The organism is Candidatus Jettenia sp. AMX1 (assembly GCF_030263775.1).
Taxonomy (GTDB): Bacteria; Planctomycetota; Brocadiia; order Brocadiales; family Brocadiaceae; genus Jettenia; species Jettenia caeni.
This window is the reverse complement of sequence record NZ_SZPP01000019.1, coordinates 35,656-53,159: the sequence shown is the minus strand read 5'-3', so window position 1 is coordinate 53,159 and position 17,504 is coordinate 35,656. Positions and strand designations below refer to the sequence as shown.

Sequence of the window (17,504 nt, the reverse complement as noted above, 5' to 3'; positions counted from 1 at the left end):
CTGTATGTACCCCGCACTCGCTACCCCTCCCCCTACCACCACCGATACCCCTATCACCAACGCACCTATCAAACCTCTTCCTTTCATCCGCTACCTCCTAATACAAGTTAAGCTATAGCTACAAAATATAAAATACAACTACTTACTAACATGTGGACAAGTACCAGATTTAGTACAAACTATCTCAAGCGGCACACCACAAGTCTCACAATCGCCAGATTTCTCAATTTGAGGTGCATACCTTCCTTTCATAGTCGTGAAACCTTTACCTGGCTCTGGATCTTCTTTACCACATTTAGAACATTTAAATAAAGCCCTTGACCAAACCTTTTTACTGGTAATATCATCACCGCATTCATCACAAGCACCAGGAGCAGGTAAACACACACCATATTTCTTACAATTGGTATTAACGCAACTGTATGCAATTTTTTGGCATGCCCAACATGTTGGTAGATCAGTATGTGTCTTATCTCCTTCAGCACGGTGCTTTGCAAAATCCCAAATATACCCTATTTCGGAACACTCATTAAACTCCCGAACATCTTTACACGCATCACACCAATATGCTTCTAAGATCTGTCTTTTATCACAGGGTTTATCCCATGCGGCAAAAACAGATTGAGTTATAGAAACAAATATACATAACATACCAGTTGCAAAATAAAGGCCTTTCTTAACCATAATTCATCCCCTTTCATAAATAACACTATCAAAAGATAAATGGACAATCACTTGAAGCGTAGCATAATCTATACCAAACAAAAATATATAAGCTGACACTACATAAACTACCCATTTTGAATATATTAGAGCGATATGTTATCTTATACTATATACTTTCTTACCCTGAGAATATGGCTGTAATCATCCAATATATTAGGGTTGATTTCTCATATTCAGTATCTAATAAAGTTCTTATTTGGAATTCTACAGTCTCAAAGAGCAGTTACCAAAATGGTTGTTATCAACCATTACTAATTTGACAAACCATACTTTTGTAATCTATACCGGAATGTTCCTCTTGTTAACCCTAATAGTTTAGCAGCTTTTGTCTTATTATTTTTACTCTTTTCAAGTGCCTGCGTTACTAATTGTTTTTCTAAAGCATCCAGAGATAAACCATGAGGAGGAATATCAAATTGAACCGTGGTATTATCTGATGTTTGGAACTTATCTTTTGCAGGGAAATATGACCCCCTAATAAGAGATGTTGGTAGATGTTCAGGCATGATTACATTACTTTTACAGAGAATCACCGCTCTTTCAATAGCATTTTGCAATTCCCTAATATTACCTTCCCATTTATGCTGAATAAGGAGTTTTTCTACTTCTTTACTTAGAGAAATTGGCGCTTTCCCCATTTTTATTGAAAAACGTCTCAAAAAGTGTTTGCTTAATGGAATAATATCTTCGGTTCTTTCTCTTAATGGTAATAGGGTAATTGGAAAGACGCTTATTCGATAATATAAATCCTCTCGAAATTTACCGAGCCGCACCAAATCCTCCAAGTTTTTATTGGTAGCGCAAATAATCCGAATATCAACTTTAATTGTTTCGGTGCCGCCAAGACGTTCTAATTCTTTAGACTCAATAATGCGTAATACTTTTGCCTGGATGGCTGCACTCATTTCCGATATTTCGTCCAAAAAGAAAGTGCCACCGGCAGCTAACTCAAAACGCCCCTTTTTAGTCTTTTCAGCGCTGGTGAATGCACCCTTCTCATATCCGAACAATTCACTCTCAAGTAAATTTTCAGGTATCGCAGCGCAATTCAGCGTAATGAGAGGTCCTCCGGCTCTGTTACTATTGTAATGAATTGCACGTGCAATTAACTCTTTTCCTGTGCCACTTTCTCCGGTAATTAATACTGTTGAATCAGTCTTGGATACTTCTCCAACCAGTCTCAAAGCATCAGTAACTGCTGGGGAATTACCAATAATATTTGAGAAATTATATTGAGACTCGAGTGCTTGACGTAAGTTTTTATTCTCAATAGCTAAACTACTCATACGTAAGGCCCTCTTTACCGCGAGCTTAAGTATCTCATTCTCAAAAGGAGTTGTAAGATAATCAAATACTCCTTCTTTCATTACATCAATTACTGATTCTACGGAACCGTATGCGGATAAAACGATGATAGGAAGGTCAGGTGTTTTGCTTTTAATTGCTCTTAAAAACTCAAGCCTTCCCACTTCTTGTACTTTCAGATCTGTAATTAATAGATGAAAACGCTCTTTATCTAAATAAGCCATGGTTGTTACATAATCACTTGAAGTAACAACTTTTACATCTCTCATTTCATCAAAGACCATGGCAAGCACTCTTCTCATACGCTCTTCGTCATCTGCAATTAAAATTCTGTAAGTCATAATTACACCCTTATAAAAGCACTTGACGTACTTTAAAAACTTATTTTAGACTTAACAGCTATAGCTTGCTATTCATACGAACTTTATGGATGTATTACTAAATCTGTAATCATAAAGCCCAAACAAGAAGCGCTGAGAACATAAGGCCTGTCACGATAAGTCCGGTAATCAAAACGGGAACTGCAAAAAGCCTGGTTAGAAAACTTACGAAAAGAGATGACGGAGCAACCTTTAAGTTCTCTAATTGCTGCTGTTTTTCAAGTCTGTTAAACTGGTTTAAACGTTCATGTTTAAATTCTTCTTCAGTTATTTTCCCGGTAAAAATAGATTCATCAACTGGCATTTTTTCAGGAAGCAAGTGAGTATGGAAAAAGTGAATAGTAAAAATAAATCCAGCAGCGAGGATAGCCTCGTATCTATGAATAATCAACGCTATACTGGGAAGGTCTATAATACTTGCAACAGAAACAGGGATAATTTTTGTGAATTGCACCGGGAACCAGAGAATTAACCCAGTAACAGCCATCACAAGCGTACCCCACATAAGCGACAGATATTCAAATTTCTCCCAGTATATCCATCTATCAAAATTCGGGCGCTTGCCAAGTCCGAGAAACCACTTTACATCTCCAATAATATCGAAGATATCTCTTGGCTGTATAAGCAAGGAGTTTGGCCCCCAAAAGAAACCTTTTTTCTTTTGGACAGAAACGTTATAAAAAAGATAGATAAAATGGATAAATGCTGCAAAAAATGTAACCAAAGCACAAATCCTATGGATGAATCCCGCTGTTGGGTATCCACCTAATAGCTCATATAGCCATCTTGCCCAATCATAGCCTCTAAACGCCAGAGGCATTCCTGTCAAAACAAGGCCAAAGAAACTAATAATAATTAAAAAATGGCAAAATCTATGTAAAAGACCAAATCGTAAATAATTAATGTTGCTCTTCATCATGCCCCTTTCTCTTGCATTCGTCCCGAACAGTTGCAAACCAAGTCAGTAAGGAATGGAGTCCGAAAGAAGAAAATGTAAACGCCAATATCCCTACGTACATCACAAACACCACACATAAAATTGTTTGTGGATTCATAAGAACTTTTTTAAAATTTTCCGGATCATTACGTGCGTTCTTTAATGCTACTATCAGTTTCGTATAATAATGTATATTTTTTATTTGAGGGTGCTCCACATGTTTGACAAAACTCGCATTTGCATTCGCATGACATTTTCCACATGTCTCTAAAATTCTATCTTTTCCAACTTTAGATTCCGGATCAGATGAATTTAATATGGTGTGTTTACCATGGCAATCAAAACATACTGGCACATCTGTTGTTGTATGTCCAAGAGCCGTAACTTGGCCATGCGCATTATTCCTATAGCTGTCAAAATATTCTTCATGGCATGAGCCGCATGATTCAATGGTTAATTTTCTATGAAGTGGATCGGTGCCTCTTGGCACATCTCTTGGCGACTTCTCGCCCAATGGTGAATAATGGTAAGATAAACCAGCATGGCAATCCTTACAAGTTGGTACATCTTTATTCTTTTGTTTCATCAATTTTACGTGACTACTTTGCAGGTATTCATCAGCCGGATCGTCATGGCAGAAGGTAATACAATCAACCGGTTTCAGATTTGGTTTGTGCCCTTCGGACAAATCTACCCCATCCAAATCCTGATGACAATCAATACAAAAGAAATCCTCGCCGCCATGTGCAGATGCCTTAAAAGTGGGTTCATCAATCAACATTGGAACCACCTTAATCTCACCCGTAATTGGGTCTATTTTTGCCTTTTCGGCTACTTTTAATTTTTCCGGCTTCGTATGACATTCAATACAAGGGCCATTATCGCCTGCAAAAAGTATTGCAGGCGATAAGGCAAAACAAAATGGGATTGTCATGAGAACCGACAATCTAAACACTCTTAAACTTGAGAAAAATTCTTTCTTCAAGTTTTTTTTTGGATAATAACCCATCTTACGGACTCCTCCCCAAGCTATTAACAGTATTTATCAACTTACGTATCTTATCGATCTAAGATAATTTAAAGTTGAAGATTGATCCATAACCCTCAATCTAAAATTTTAGTCCTTCTTTTTTACTTGTTTTAACGGTGTATTTAAAATCTCATCCTTTGGTAGTATAGCAGCCCATTTCTTTTTATCTTCCGGAGAAAGCTTTTTGATTGCTATATCAATTTCATCCTCGTCACGGTGATCATCTTTCTTAAAATAATCTTTATAATCCATCACCTTATCGGTTTTTGGACATTTATCCTTAGCATCCTTGCTCTCCCAGTGACATTTTAAACACTGCTCTTTCACGGTTGCAGGTCCATTAATCCCGGCAACAATTAAACCAGCATCATATTGTACTTTTCGAGCCATAAAGGGGTCTTTCTTCAATAACTCTTTAAATGCATCTTTACCTTTTCCCAAATAGTTCTCTTTTACTTTTTTATACTCTGAACCGGCGCCATGACAGGCTTCGCATTGAACATTCGGTAAATATTTTTTACCTGCCTCCGCAATCTTCTCTCCAAAGGCAGTTGCATGGCATTTTAAACACTCCGGATTTTCAGCATCGGGGGTTCCCTTTAACCTTTTTTCCCATGTATTTGAATGTAATCTTTCTTTATATTCTTCTCCTTCAAAGCAACCTTTACTCATATGACATTTACAGCCACTATTGCTAACATATTCTGCCCCTACAGATAAAGCAGGTAGTGAAAAAGCTAACGAGCACAAAGAAACTACAACACCCCCAAAAAAAGTTATCCTCTTACTACTTAACATTAAACTCTCCTTTCCCATATCAACGTAATAAATAACAAATACAAAACTTCACCTTCAACTTCTCAACTACAAAGAATCTCGCTCATTTATATTACTGCAACCTATCATATCGCACTATAGATAAATCAAAAACTTATTTGAATATAACGTTTTTATTGTTTAATTTATTGCGGTTAAATTATTAGGATATATTATAATTTCAGAAGAGGCTAAAACATTATCTAAAAGGCGATAAATGTTTATTTGAGATCATTTTAAAATAAGTTTGTATGGGTTAAAAAACCATCTTAACTGTTGATTTCAGAAAATGTATTGTAGCGTAATTGTAAGAAACATAACTTAGCATGCTTTTTTTATAGTGTCAAGCAAAAATTGTTTTAATAAATAGCTGAAGAATTCATCAAAGATTTATTTTTTTCATACTTAAATTACCTGAAAACGCTATATCAGGAGAAAAAAGCAAAGGCGTTGGTAAAGACACAAAATTAGGAAATTTCCAGGATACTTAGGAGGAATACTTTTGGGAATGCTTCATTGAAATGTTTATTCATGAGGAATTGAAATAAAAACTGGAACATTAGCCTTTTGACAGAAAATTCTCTACAAAGTTTGTATTGATATTTCCCGTTGCAAATTGTGGGTGGTTCATTAACTCTAAATTTAATGGAATGGTTGTCTTAATACCTTCAATAACGTATTCACTCAATGCCCTTCTCATACAAGCAATTGCCTCCTCTCTTGTCTTTTGATGGACGATCAACTTTGATATTAAAGAATCATAATACGGAGGGATTTCATACCCGGAGTGTACATGAGAGTCCACCCTTACTCCACGTCCGCCTGGGGGATTATATTTAGTAATTTTACCAGGTTGGGGTCTAAATCCATTGTAAGGATCTTCTGCATAAATGCGGCACTCGATTGAAACCCCCTGGTTCCGGATCTTCCTTTGTTTTATATTAAATCGCTCACCATGGGCAACCCTTATTTGCTGTTTAACCAAATCGATACCGGTAACCATCTCGGTAACAGGGTGTTCTACTTGTAAACGTGTATTCACTTCTATAAAATAAAAATTACCTTCATTATTATCTACTAAAAATTCAACCGTACCTGCATTTTTATAGTGTACGGCTCTTGCTATCTTAATTGCAGCTTTGCATATTTCCTCACGTAAACGTTCAGAAATTGCAGGAGAGGGGGATTCTTCCACAATCTTCTGATGTCTACGTTGTAAGGTACAGTCCCTTTCACCCAGATGAATAATATTACCGTAGTTATCGCCAAATATTTGTACTTCTACATGGCGTGTATTTTCTATGTATTTTTCTATATAAATAGATGGGTCTTTAAAAGCAGCTTCTGCTTCCCGTTGCGCAACTCCTAAAGAATTGACAAGGCTTATATCATTATGCGCAACACGCATTCCACGTCCACCTCCACCAGCAGAGGCTTTAATAATTACAGGATAGCCAATCTTATGCGCAACATCGAGAGCTTGTTGTTGGCTTTTTATAACCGACTCACTCCCCGGAACGACAGGAACTTTATTAGCAATAGCGAGTTTCCTGGCCTCGGTCTTATTCCCGAGCTTCTTTAACATTTCAGATTTAGGACCTATAAATACGATATTAGAAGATTCACATACCTCAGCAAAATGACTCACTTCTGATAAAAAACCATATCCTGGATGAATAGCCTCGATATCAGTTATCTCTGCTGCACTAATTATGCTTGGAATATTCAGATAACTCAAATCTGCTTCGGGAGGACCGACGCACACGGTAATATCCGCTTGTTTCAAGTACATTGCATGTTCATCAGCCTTAGAACATATAGCAACGGTTTCGATACCCATTTCGCGACATGCCCGAATAATTCGCAAGGCAATTTCACCCCGATTTGCAATCATTATTCTAGAAAACATATATCTTCGTATCTTTCATTAATTATCCATTGCAATTTACTATTGTAACAATTATGCCGTTCTTGTTGAGGGTTTAACGCGGAATAGAGGTTGGCCAAATTCCACGGCTTCTCCATCGTTTGCATAAACATCAACAATCTCACCAACTGTTTCTGCTTTTACCTCGTTCATTATTTTCATCGCTTCAATAATACAAACAACGGTTTCTTCGTTTACCGTATCTCCAACATTAATACAAGGATCTGCACCGGGAGAACTCGAGCGGTAAAAAGTTCCTACCATAGGAGAAATAATATCTACAAAATTCTCGCTTTCCTTTGATAATACATACGATGAATGTTCTTGTTCTATTTTTGCAGGGTGTATTGGAGACGCAGTTACTGACGAGATTGCAGGAACATACCCCCCTTCTCTTTTCTTTATCCTTATTTTGGTTACATCTTCTTGTATTTCAATTTCAGACAATTCATTCTCATTCATGATTGAAATTAATTGCTTTACCTTGTCTATAATGCTCATTCTTTATTCCTTTGTGGAGTTTGCTTTTTAATTATGAAACAGGAAAGCCCACAATTAATCTATAAATTATGTAAAAGGGTATAATCCCTTATTATGTATTGGTTGTAAAAATGAAAAGAAAAAAGATTGGAACGTAATGATGGGTTATACTGGTTAGTTTAATACATAAATTTGTGATTTTCGCAATACTATTCTGATGATCCTCATTTCTTGTTTACCGATAAACATCTGTTATTTTTTTAGGTAAATGGCTCAAAATATTACAACTATCTGCAGTTACTAAAACTATATCTTCTATACGAACACCTCCCCACTCCGGGATATAAATACCAGGTTCTACGGTAAACACCATACCCTCCTCTAATATTTCTTTACTTCTTTTATTAATAACAGGGCCTTCATGAACCTCAAGCCCAATGCCATGCCCTAATCCATGACCAAAACACTTCCCAAATCCTTTTTTTTCTATATAGCTCCTCGCTATGCTATCTATATCCTTTGCTATTCTGCCTGGTTTTACCTTATCAATTGCAAAACATTGTGCATCCAGCACAATCTGGTATATCTCCCTTAATTTTTGGGATATTTTATCTGTAAACGTAACCCTTGTCAAGTCTGAATTATAAAACTGAAAACGAGCGCCCCAATCTGTTAAAACACTATCATTATCTTGTATCTGCCTGTCTGTTGTATGAGCATGTGGCTTTGATGCGTGTGAGCCAGCAGCACAAATTATTTCAAAAGAACTTCTCTCACCGCCTTGATTCCTTATTTCAAACTCTAAAACATCTGCTAAATTCTTTTCTGAGAAACCTGCTCTTATTTTCTTTCTGATATTATTATATGCCTTTTCTGCAATATCGATAGCCTGCTGTATCTTTTTAATTTCTTCCCGTGTTTTCCGTTTTCGATATTTTTCAACAATTCCTTGTACCGGCAGAACATGAATCCCTTTTACCGTATCTTTAATCTCATAATATTGATTTACTGTAAGGTGTAAGGATTCAATATATAATTTTTTTATATGAAGCTGCTTTAGCTTACCACAAATTGTACGTATTAAGGAAACTTTTCTTTCAATAATATTAATCCAGGGAATATCTTGCTGAGCCTGTTCAACATACCTAAAATCTGTAAACAAATAATTATTATCCGGTGTAATCAAAAGGATACTTTCGGAACCGGTAAAATTCGTGAGATAATGGATGTTTATTTCATTCGTAATTAAAAAACCATCTACCCCATCCCTTGTTAATTTCCCTTTCAATTCATTCAAATTTTCCATATATGCAGCAATCCCAACAAAGATGAATCAGATGGAGATTATCTTTTTTGTTTTTTTATTCTTTCTATGAGCATCTCTACAAATAGCTTAAATTGTTTATCACTATCAATTTGTTCTTTTACCTTTTTTATAGCAAACATAACCGTAGAATGTTTCTTGCTATTAAAATAATTCCCAATTTGCTGATATGACCAATTCAGGAGTATCTTTATCAAATACATACATACCTGTCGCGGAAAAGAAATAGATTTCATTTTTTTATTCGAATGGAGTTCACTTCGTGATATGTTGAAATAGGTGAGAATTTCTTCCTCTATTTCATTCACTTTAATAACCTTTCCTTCATTATAGAAAAACTCACCTAAAACCTCGTTCGCTAATTGCAGGTCTATTTTTTTCTCATTAAATTTTGCATGTGCAGATAGTGTTGTCAGTGCGCTTTCAACTTCTCTCACATTATCATCAAATTTCTCCGCAATAAATTCCAAAACATCTTCTGAAAAATGTACGTCAAATTTTGCAGCTTTTGACCTTAAGATTAAAAGTCTCATGGCATATTCGGGTTTATCTATTTTTGTGATCATGCCGGACATAAATCGACTTGCAAGGTTCTCTTTCAACTGTGCAATCATTTTCGGGTGGGCATCACTTGCAAATATAATTTTCTTGGATAATTCATATAATGCGTTAAAAGTATGGAGAAACTCCTCTTGCACCCCTTGTTTATTAGAAAGAAAATGAACGTCATCTATGAGGAACATATCAACATTTCTAAATTTTTGCCGAAACGCTTCCATCTTTCCTTTTTGTAACGAATAAATGAATTCATTCGTCCACTTCTCTGCCGTCATATATACAGCATTTATATTTTGTTCCTCTTTTACACGGTTCCAAACCCCTTGGAGTATATGAGTTTTTCCAACGCCAACAGGACCATGGATAAAAAGAGGATTAAAAGCAGGATGTTTATCATTTACCATTTCCAGGGATGCAGTATAAGCAAGCCTGTTATTCGGGCCAACGATAAAATCCTCTAACTTCAGAACCCTATTTACTTGTAAAGGTTTCTTGTTTATTTCCGTTTTCTTATCAGGCAAAGAGATATTTGTTGTGGATAAGCCATTTTCTCTTTCATCGCTTTTTAGGATAGAGAATTTAATATTCAGGTCCTTATTATTTATTAGCTTTCCAATACCTTCTCTCAACACACTTGAAAAATTCTCTTGCAGCCACACTTGAGTAAAGACATTCGGTACTACAATATTTGCATAATCATGGTCTAAAGACTCAAGTCTCGTATTCTTAAACCACAGGTTAAATCGCAATGGTCCTACCTTTTCCCGAATATTTTGAAGAACATCATCCCAGATTTTTATATAAGATTCTACCATTACTACCCCTTCATTGAGTTGATAAGAAATTTGTTCTTGAAATGGATTAAAATTACACTTGAAGAGTGGCGATATTAGCAGAAGGAGTTACACGTGTCAAAAAAAAAAGAAATCCTTATTTGTAAAATGTTTTTGGCACATCATCATAATGTACGTAACACTCGAATGAATAATGTAATTAAAAAGATGAAAAGTCTTCAAGCGAATGATAAATAATTTTCAAAAAAATTTATTTATTAAGTAGTGTTTTTCCCTATAAAAAAGTATAACTTTTGTAATCTTATATTAAATTGAAACTTAGATACATTTAGCCTTGCTACGCCCTCCCTATCCTGCACAAATTCATTTATATAATAGAAATCTTTTCAGCCCAAATTTATTAATAGTAACGAATAGAATTGTGGATAACTTGTTGATTATTAGTTGATTAATGAAAGCAGCTATAAATGTAACATGTTCTATTCATTATATATATAATCATGTTCATTTATTCTTTATTCATTATTTTACAATGTTGATAACATACCTGCTAAATGTATCATCAAATATCTTTGTTTTCATAAAACAGAGGTGATAAAGGAGGAATTTGATTAATTTAAATTCTCGAATAAGTATATTTAATTCAGATAGGTGATAAATGGTGCTGTTATCTGGTACGGAGATGAAGATTTTCCCTCATCTTCTTTCTATAAGGCAAAGAAATAAGGCGATGGGTGTAAAATTAATGAAATTAAATACGTGTGAAGCAACGAAAAGTTTATTCGCTAATTCACAAAAAAATTCTAAAATTGAACTGTTTAACGATGAGTATAGCTTATGTATACGTAAAGCGGTACACATTAACTTACTATACAACAACTATAGCTTCTTGAGAAGGGTTTATTTTTTGATATGTTTTTTCAAATCATTGATATAATCAGGCAGATGTTTGTAAAGGTATTTTTTCTTTCTTGGTTTTTTTTCTGAGAGAGCATAGCTGGCAAGAATCGGCATAGCTATCGTAGCATCGCTATAAACTACCACATGATTTTTCACCTCTTCACTTCGTATTTTACCCCATGAAATAGCCTCTGACGGTGTTGCCCCGGAGAGCCCGCCCCATTGTGGCGCATCCGTAGTAATCTGAATGAAGTAGTCATGCCCTCCTTTATTAATATCCAGTATCTGCGCTAAGGTAGGTTGCGTTTGCATATAGAAATTTTTCGGAGAACCGCCGCCAATACTAATTACCCCGTTTTTTTTACTATTAAAGATAATGGCTGTGGATTGAAGAACATCCAGGTCCGTATCTATAATAATACCTTTCCCCATAAGTTTAAGATAAGATAAATTCATCCCAATTGAAGAATCACCTGGAGAAGAAACGAATATGGGCACATGGTGTTTCGCTGCCTGTGCAACAAAACTCATCTGAGGCGATGGTGTATCAGAAAGAACCGACTTACCGAGGAGGTAATGAAAATCTGCGGTAGAAATAGGCTCGACTACAGAGATTTTGTTTGTCACATCCTGGATATACTTATCTGTCTTAAGAAGAAGCTCATCGGTAATAAAGATATCATAAATACGCTCGATACCTGCTTCGTAAAGTTCAGTATCATTAACCCTAAAATCTCCCTGATGTATCGGCAGATTTAATGCGAAATGAAGATCGTGATAGAGATTCGCCCCCGTGGAAATAATGAAGTCTACAAAACCATTCTCAATAAGGGTTATAAGTATCCCTCCCATGCCTGTTGGTGACATGGCACCGGAGAGAGTTAAACCGACCGTGGCATTCTCATCAATCATATGACAATACAACTTACATGCTTCTGCCAGCCTTCCTGCATTGAATGCCCCTGAACGGCTATATTCATCAACAAGATCCTTAATCCTCATACCCTTCTTTAAAACTTGTGGAAATATCCGAGGCCTACACAGATATTTATGTTGTAGTTGACACGGTTTAGATTGTTTAGATTTTTTAGCCATAGGTATCTTTTCCATTCAAAGTTATTCTTCAGCGCTTATTATCCATCAAATTTTAATTATCGCAGGAAAGAAAAAAAGCAAGGTGAAAGTATATGAAACAATGATACTTCAGTCAATTGAAAAAAGATTTTTCTCGTAATTTTAAAAGATATGGTTATAAAAGCTTATAGAAAATATTTTACCTCACACATAACATCTTCAACGGTTACCGCTTCCAGGCAGGTCTGTAAAAAACAGTTTCTTCTTGTGTCAGGAAAACACGGACTACAATCTGATTTTTTATGAAGAATCTTTACCCATTCTCCCCGTGGCCCCCATACATTGGGGTCAGTAGATCCAAAGATAGCTATTGTATGAACACCAACAGCAGCCGCTAAATGCGTGATGCCTGAATCGTTCCCGATAAAAACATTACACTGTTTTATTATAGCAGCCAAGTTGGGCAAAGGAAGCTGATCGACACGGATAAAATCCTTTACTTTTACTCTTAACTTTTCAACAATTTCACAATCTGCAGGACCTGAAACAACAAGAATCTGTACATTCATTTCCTTTCTCATCCAAAGTATTAATTCGGCAAACCGCTCTAACGGCCAGCATTTTTGCCGGCTCCCACTGCCAGGATGAATGGCAATTAATTTCTTGTTTGAATCATCAATTTTATTCCTTATAAAGTCATTACCAAAAAGTATATCCTTCTCATGTAAAAATATTTTAGGAATTTTACCCGAATCGGGTATCCCTAATACATCCAGAAATTTGATGAAATAATCTGTTATATGGATAGACTCGCCAGAGGGAGGAAAGGGGTCATAATGAACAATAGCTCGCGCGCCAATAGATTCAAGATTTTTCGTTAAAACCTGTTCCTTATCAAAAACAAAAGGAATGATCATATCCATACAGCCAAACCTCTTCATTAGATGCTCAGATAGTTGAGCATTTTTCGTAAAGAGCGTAGCAATATCCGCATGGTCAAATCTACTAACAGTATCCGCATAGAAACGTTCTTTTACAATCTCCAGAAAAGCTGGATAACCCATAATTTCAATATGAGCGCCAGAGAAATAATTACGAATGGCTTCAAGTGCGGGTAAGGAAACAATGAGATCGCCAAGGGCGCTGGGACGAACGATTAGAATATGTCCTTGTAATGATTCTTTTAAATTTGAGCAGAATGCCGGTAAATAAACGCTGGCGGGTTTATAACGAAGATGTGTTTCTTCCACAAAATAATTTTACTCTATTAATCATAAACTTGAGCATAAATTATTCATTGCCTTTTTTCTTTTTAATCATATCAGAAACCTTCTCAAAGAACTTCGGATCTCCGTCAGCTTCAGCCCGCTTTTTTGCTTCTGCCTGAATCTTTTTAACATCAAGAATATCACCCATGCATTCCTCTGCCGATTTACACCATTCAACACAGGTAGGAACTTTATCCTTGAAAATAGTCGTACCGCATTTATGACATTCTGCCTTTTCTTCATCACTCCACATCTCCACAATAACCCCACAGTTATGGCATTTGCGTTCAATTGGTGTGGGTGTTGCATTTCGTATGCTGCCAGGGCATTTTGCCTTACCCATATTACAATCTCCTTAAGTTACTCGTTAAATTATTTCATTCCTTATGAAAAAAGCACTCATAAAATTCTAAGCAAATTTACTTTCCGGGTCAAGCGTTTTCTCAACACGAATTATTGGTTAAAAAAATTGTTTTGAGTAAAACTTTTTTAGGCAGGATAAATAAGATTTGCGTACCCGATTCACACATTCTTGCGCCTTTTTTTAAGCAAATATCCAGCAAAAATAGTTATCCCAAACACAATACATACACCAATAACAGCCGCGTATCGTTCAATATCGAATTTGTTTTTTAGACCTGGCGCTCTATAATCCGGCATAGGCTCATGCGGCTGAGATTTAACATCATTTCTTTTAAGAAAACCTACGGTATTCTCAGAAACTTTCTCAAGTCCATCTGGCATATCAGAGGTAAATGGCACAACAAGAAATACTAATCCTATAATGAAAGATAACCCAAACACTATAAACATTGCCATATTTTTTTTATCTAACAACTTCATAAAATATATAGTCCTTGTTTTTGTATCCAGAAACCCGCCAGGAATATGCATGTAGCCGCCTTTTGTTTGCCATTTTAAAATTATATAACATATTAGCAGGAGCACAATAATTTTTTATTATTTAATAATTAAGAATCCAAATTATAAGAAGATTGTTCAGCAACTATCAGGTAATACTGTAAATAATTTTTCAGGTATTTTTCGATATGCATATGATATAGTATATTTATGAAAACAGAAGTAATACAATTCCTTTCAATTATACCGTTTGGCTTAATCCAAAAAAAGGTTTTAAATTTCCTGCAATTTAGGTTAGCTAACATAGTTGGTTCTCAAGTAAGAATATTTAACGCACAACCCATACCACAATATGCGTTCGACCCAAAAAGGAACCAGTACCATTCTACAAGAATTCTGGAAAGCCTGAAACAAATAAAAGCAAGAGGGGAATTGATTCTTGGTATCGTGGACGTAGACTTATACGCGCCGGAATTAAACTTTGTTTTCGGCGAAGCTAACATATTAGACAGTGTCTGTATCATATCGATAATGAGACTTCGCCAGGAATATTATGGTTTGCCTAAAAATAATAAGCTCTTTCTGGAACGTATCCTAAAAGAAGCAATTCACGAGATTGGTCATACTTACGGCTTAGCTCATTGTGATAACCCAAAGTGCATCATGCATTTCTCAAATTCTCTCAAAGATACCGATACAAAGGAACCTGGCTTCTGCTTCAGATGTAATATGAAAATCAAGTAAAATTATACAATATTCATGTATACTTACCCAACAACGCAGATACAGAGAAAATACTCTGGTTATTTTAAAAACTACAAAAACAAAGAATTCCCTCCAGTTAAAGAAAATAGATTTTGACTCAAAGGTTTTTTCTTGGAATAATTTAAACATATAAAATATAATCAAAAAGAAGTGAATTTTCATACTATAAAAACGATAAAGAGTAAATTTGATGAATGATAACAATAAACAAAAAGAGCAAGAGGAAATAGAAATCCGTAAGGTACTGAATAACTATGCAACTCATAGTCCTTACAGATTAAATCCAGACACGAAAATTGTGGATAGGGTAGTAAAAGGATTAGCAATGCGTAAAATGAAATATGGGTATGCATATTGTCCTTGCCGATTAGTTATGGGAGACGCAGAAAAAGATAAAAAAATCATTTGTCCGTGCGTTTATCATGTTGAAGAAATTGCGCGTGACGAAGAATGTCATTGCAATCTTTTTGTAAGCGCAAGGTATCAAATAAAAGATACTTGATGTATAAAGAAAGAAAAGGCCTTTAATTTGCTGTAATAAACAGAAACCATATTGGAACAAACGATTGTTCACTTTATATTACTCATTTATGTATGCTATCTTCGTTATTTTGTGTTAAATAATACGAAAAGACCCAGACCAGAAAGGAGAATCGTTATGTCTGAAGACGTAGTTGTGCTTACCGATGCAAATTTTGAGGCAGAAGTGTTGAAGTCAAATATCCCTGTATTAGTGGATTTTTGGGCAGCGTGGTGTGGCCCATGCAGACAATTAGCTCCTGTAATAGATGAATTAGCAAAAGAATATAAAGGGAAGGCTAAAGTCGGAAAATTTGATACGGAAGAAAACAATAGCATCCCTGCTAAATTTGGGATCACAGCAATACCTACCATTATCGTGTTTAAAGATGGAAATACGGTGAATAAGATGGTAGGGGTAAAATCGAAGAAAGACTTAAAAGCAGCTCTGGATGCGCAATTAACATAATTGCAATCATTCGCCCTAACAATTACTAAAGTCGCAAAGATAAAAGCAGAGATAAATCGGAATAACCCATCTTACAAAGGATAAGGATAAAGATTATATCCTCTCAATTATAAACACTGTTAGCTGGAGTATTCCTTTACGTTCTCTGCATCTTTGCGATTAACTATGACCCCAAGAGATCCCGAAGCTTAGCTGCTATATCACTACTCTTCATCAATGTCTCGCCAATTAAAACAGCATTAACTCCATTCTTGAATAATTTTATTATTTCAGCGCGCGATGTAATGCCACTCTCGCTCACAACAATCTTTTCGCTGGAAATCATAGATCGTAGTTGAAAGGTAATCTCCAGGTCAGTCGTAAATGTCGCAAGATTTCGGTTATTTATACCAATAATATCAGCATTCGTTTGTAAGACCTTTTTTAATTCTGGTTCTGAATGCACTTCTACCAGGCAATCCATGCTGAGTTCTTTCGCCAGTTCTAAAAAATGCTGAATTTTTTCTCGAGAAAGAAGTGCGGCAATAAGCAGTATGGCATCCGCTCCTGCAGATCGAGCTTCGTAAATTTGGTATGGATCAATAATGAAATCCTTTCTGAGAATTGGTAAATTTGTGGTTTCTTTTACTCCGGTTAAATATGATAAGCTTCCCTGAAAAAACCTTTCATCGGTAAGTACGGAAATAGCTGCAGCGCCATGGACCTCATACATATGAGCAATTTCTATTGGATTAAAATTTTCTCTGATAATACCTAAAGACGGAGAAGCCTTTTTAATTTCCGCGATAATACAAATATTGGCATCAGATTTTAGGGCAGCACCAAATGGTCTTGTCCTTTGCCCTTTTCTACTATTCTCTTTTAAAACTTCGATGGGGATACGCTTTTTGTTTTCAGCGACTTCATATAATTTATATTTGTAAATCTCATCTAAAATTGTCATGATTGTTTTCGCCTCATTAAAAGACTTATAAAACGGTTATTTCTATCAGGAAATGCATCTGTTGCAATAAGCATTTGCAGAGAGGAAACAGATTGAACGAGGCGAAAAGAAACCCATGAGCATAATACTAATCGCATGATAAGATACACCGTATGGTATATAAAAAGTTTGAGAAGGAAGCTGCATGATAAAGTCACAAATAATGCTACTGCTGCATAGAGACAATATTTATACCGGTAACGGATACCGTATCCAAGGCCCATCATGAGTAACCCAATTACAATGGAGCCAAACCCATATCCCCGTAAAGCAAGGCCTTGACTAATAGTCAGTGCCAAAATGCTGAGGATAATGCCCAATATACCCAGGAATATCACCAGATTTGCCACTTTTCCTACACGTTGTGCGTGATTCATAAGATATTTTTC

18 protein-coding genes are annotated in these 17,504 nt (G+C 35.7%); 3 read left to right on the top strand and 15 right to left on the bottom strand.

Going from position 1 to position 17,504, the window contains the following annotated elements; genetic code table 11:
• Positions 1–138: 138 nt before the first annotated feature.
• The 13 genes from FBQ94_RS07590 to FBQ94_RS07530 all read right to left on the bottom strand — a co-directional run bounded on the left by FBQ94_RS07590 (position 139) and on the right by FBQ94_RS07530 (position 14,362).
• A complete protein-coding gene (locus FBQ94_RS07590; RefSeq protein ID WP_007222836.1) occupies positions 139–684 on the bottom strand; it encodes a hypothetical protein in 546 nt (181 codons plus the stop codon).
• A 293-nt stretch (positions 685–977) separates the two neighbouring features.
• Positions 978–2,372, bottom strand: a complete 1,395-nt coding sequence (locus tag FBQ94_RS07585) for a sigma-54-dependent transcriptional regulator (RefSeq protein WP_007222837.1) — start codon at positions 2,370–2,372, stop codon at positions 978–980.
• Between the two features lie 109 nt (positions 2,373–2,481).
• Positions 2,482–3,330 carry a formate dehydrogenase subunit gamma gene (locus FBQ94_RS07580; RefSeq protein ID WP_051006224.1) on the bottom strand — a complete coding sequence of 283 codons (849 nt, stop codon included), beginning with the start codon at positions 3,328–3,330 and terminating at the stop codon, positions 2,482–2,484.
• Positions 3,311–4,357: a hypothetical protein gene (locus tag FBQ94_RS07575; RefSeq protein ID WP_007222839.1), complete on the bottom strand. Its 1,047-nt coding sequence runs from the start codon at positions 4,355–4,357 to the stop codon at positions 3,311–3,313. The genes FBQ94_RS07580 and FBQ94_RS07575 overlap by 20 nt, the downstream gene beginning before the upstream one ends.
• Before the next feature lie 108 nt (positions 4,358–4,465).
• Positions 4,466–5,176 (bottom strand): multiheme c-type cytochrome, encoded by a 711-nt coding sequence (locus FBQ94_RS07570; RefSeq protein WP_007222840.1) that lies wholly within the window; start codon positions 5,174–5,176, stop codon positions 4,466–4,468.
• 577 nt (positions 5,177–5,753) lie between these two features.
• Complete coding sequence (accC, locus tag FBQ94_RS07565) at positions 5,754–7,103, bottom strand: acetyl-CoA carboxylase biotin carboxylase subunit (RefSeq protein WP_040544496.1); 1,350 nt, start codon at positions 7,101–7,103, stop codon at positions 5,754–5,756.
• Between the two features lie 51 nt (positions 7,104–7,154).
• The gene (gene accB, locus FBQ94_RS07560) at positions 7,155–7,622 is read right to left on the bottom strand and encodes an acetyl-CoA carboxylase biotin carboxyl carrier protein (protein WP_007222842.1); all 468 of its coding nucleotides are present in this window, start codon (positions 7,620–7,622) and stop codon (positions 7,155–7,157) included.
• Positions 7,623–7,836: 214 nt separating this feature from the next.
• On the bottom strand, positions 7,837–8,907 hold the full coding sequence (locus tag FBQ94_RS07555) for a M24 family metallopeptidase (RefSeq protein WP_007222843.1): 1,071 nt from the start codon (positions 8,905–8,907) through the stop codon (positions 7,837–7,839).
• A 38-nt stretch (positions 8,908–8,945) separates the two neighbouring features.
• Entirely contained in the window at positions 8,946–10,298 is a 1,353-nt protein-coding gene (gene dnaA, locus FBQ94_RS07550; protein WP_007222844.1) for a chromosomal replication initiator protein DnaA, read from the bottom strand.
• 879 nt (positions 10,299–11,177) lie between these two features.
• Entirely contained in the window at positions 11,178–12,272 is a 1,095-nt protein-coding gene (locus tag FBQ94_RS07545; protein WP_083849347.1) for a homospermidine biosynthesis protein, read from the bottom strand.
• 164 nt (positions 12,273–12,436) lie between these two features.
• Complete coding sequence (locus FBQ94_RS07540) at positions 12,437–13,501, bottom strand: glycosyltransferase family 9 protein (protein ID WP_007222846.1); 1,065 nt, start codon at positions 13,499–13,501, stop codon at positions 12,437–12,439.
• Between the two features lie 40 nt (positions 13,502–13,541).
• Positions 13,542–13,862 carry a hypothetical protein gene (locus tag FBQ94_RS07535; protein WP_007222847.1) on the bottom strand — a complete coding sequence of 107 codons (321 nt, stop codon included), beginning with the start codon at positions 13,860–13,862 and terminating at the stop codon, positions 13,542–13,544.
• Between the two features lie 179 nt (positions 13,863–14,041).
• Positions 14,042–14,362 carry a PDGLE domain-containing protein gene (locus FBQ94_RS07530; protein WP_285442077.1) on the bottom strand — a complete coding sequence of 107 codons (321 nt, stop codon included), beginning with the start codon at positions 14,360–14,362 and terminating at the stop codon, positions 14,042–14,044.
• A 228-nt stretch (positions 14,363–14,590) separates the two neighbouring features.
• On the opposite strand from FBQ94_RS07530, the gene FBQ94_RS07525 reads away from it, so the two are divergent.
• From FBQ94_RS07525 to trxA, 3 genes are all read left to right on the top strand, one after another.
• Positions 14,591–15,124 (top strand): archaemetzincin family Zn-dependent metalloprotease, encoded by a 534-nt coding sequence (locus FBQ94_RS07525; RefSeq protein ID WP_040544499.1) that lies wholly within the window; start codon positions 14,591–14,593, stop codon positions 15,122–15,124.
• Between the two features lie 211 nt (positions 15,125–15,335).
• Positions 15,336–15,647 (top strand): ferredoxin-thioredoxin reductase catalytic domain-containing protein, encoded by a 312-nt coding sequence (locus tag FBQ94_RS07520; protein WP_007222850.1) that lies wholly within the window; start codon positions 15,336–15,338, stop codon positions 15,645–15,647.
• 156 nt (positions 15,648–15,803) lie between these two features.
• A complete protein-coding gene (gene trxA / locus FBQ94_RS07515) occupies positions 15,804–16,133 on the top strand; it encodes a thioredoxin (protein WP_007222851.1) in 330 nt (109 codons plus the stop codon).
• Positions 16,134–16,296: 163 nt separating this feature from the next.
• Here trxA and trpC read toward each other — a convergent pair whose 3' ends face one another.
• Entirely contained in the window at positions 16,297–17,076 is a 780-nt protein-coding gene (gene trpC, locus FBQ94_RS07510) for an indole-3-glycerol phosphate synthase TrpC (protein WP_007222852.1), read from the bottom strand.
• Entirely contained in the window at positions 17,073–17,492 is a 420-nt protein-coding gene (locus tag FBQ94_RS07505) for a hypothetical protein (protein WP_007222853.1), read from the bottom strand. Before FBQ94_RS07505 ends, trpC begins: the two co-directional genes overlap by 4 nt.
• Positions 17,493–17,504 lie beyond the last annotated feature (12 nt).

Excerpts from the sequence above, each read along its gene's own strand:
- FBQ94_RS07505 (WP_007222853.1), bottom strand. The coding sequence starts at position 17,492 with ATGAATCACGCACAACGTGTAGGAAAAGTGGCAAATCTGGTGATATTC.
- FBQ94_RS07575 (WP_007222839.1), bottom strand. The coding sequence starts at position 4,357 with ATGGGTTATTATCCAAAAAAAAACTTGAAGAAAGAATTTTTCTCAAGT.
- trpC (WP_007222852.1), bottom strand. The coding sequence starts at position 17,076 with ATGACAATTTTAGATGAGATTTACAAATATAAATTATATGAAGTCGCT.
- FBQ94_RS07530 (WP_285442077.1), bottom strand. The coding sequence starts at position 14,362 with ATGAAGTTGTTAGATAAAAAAAATATGGCAATGTTTATAGTGTTTGGG.
- FBQ94_RS07545 (WP_083849347.1), bottom strand. The coding sequence starts at position 12,272 with ATGGCTAAAAAATCTAAACAATCTAAACCGTGTCAACTACAACATAAA.
- FBQ94_RS07555 (WP_007222843.1), bottom strand. The coding sequence starts at position 8,907 with ATGGAAAATTTGAATGAATTGAAAGGGAAATTAACAAGGGATGGGGTA.
- FBQ94_RS07525 (WP_040544499.1), top strand. The coding sequence starts at position 14,591 with ATGAAAACAGAAGTAATACAATTCCTTTCAATTATACCGTTTGGCTTA.
- accC (WP_040544496.1), bottom strand. The coding sequence starts at position 7,103 with ATGTTTTCTAGAATAATGATTGCAAATCGGGGTGAAATTGCCTTGCGA.
- accB (WP_007222842.1), bottom strand. The coding sequence starts at position 7,622 with ATGAGCATTATAGACAAGGTAAAGCAATTAATTTCAATCATGAATGAG.
- trxA (WP_007222851.1), top strand. The coding sequence starts at position 15,804 with ATGTCTGAAGACGTAGTTGTGCTTACCGATGCAAATTTTGAGGCAGAA.
- dnaA (WP_007222844.1), bottom strand. The coding sequence starts at position 10,298 with ATGGTAGAATCTTATATAAAAATCTGGGATGATGTTCTTCAAAATATT.
- FBQ94_RS07570 (WP_007222840.1), bottom strand. The coding sequence starts at position 5,176 with ATGTTAAGTAGTAAGAGGATAACTTTTTTTGGGGGTGTTGTAGTTTCT.
- FBQ94_RS07585 (WP_007222837.1), bottom strand. The coding sequence starts at position 2,372 with ATGACTTACAGAATTTTAATTGCAGATGACGAAGAGCGTATGAGAAGA.
- FBQ94_RS07520 (WP_007222850.1), top strand. The coding sequence starts at position 15,336 with ATGAATGATAACAATAAACAAAAAGAGCAAGAGGAAATAGAAATCCGT.
- FBQ94_RS07535 (WP_007222847.1), bottom strand. The coding sequence starts at position 13,862 with ATGGGTAAGGCAAAATGCCCTGGCAGCATACGAAATGCAACACCCACA.
- FBQ94_RS07590 (WP_007222836.1), bottom strand. The coding sequence starts at position 684 with ATGGTTAAGAAAGGCCTTTATTTTGCAACTGGTATGTTATGTATATTT.
- FBQ94_RS07580 (WP_051006224.1), bottom strand. The coding sequence starts at position 3,330 with ATGATGAAGAGCAACATTAATTATTTACGATTTGGTCTTTTACATAGA.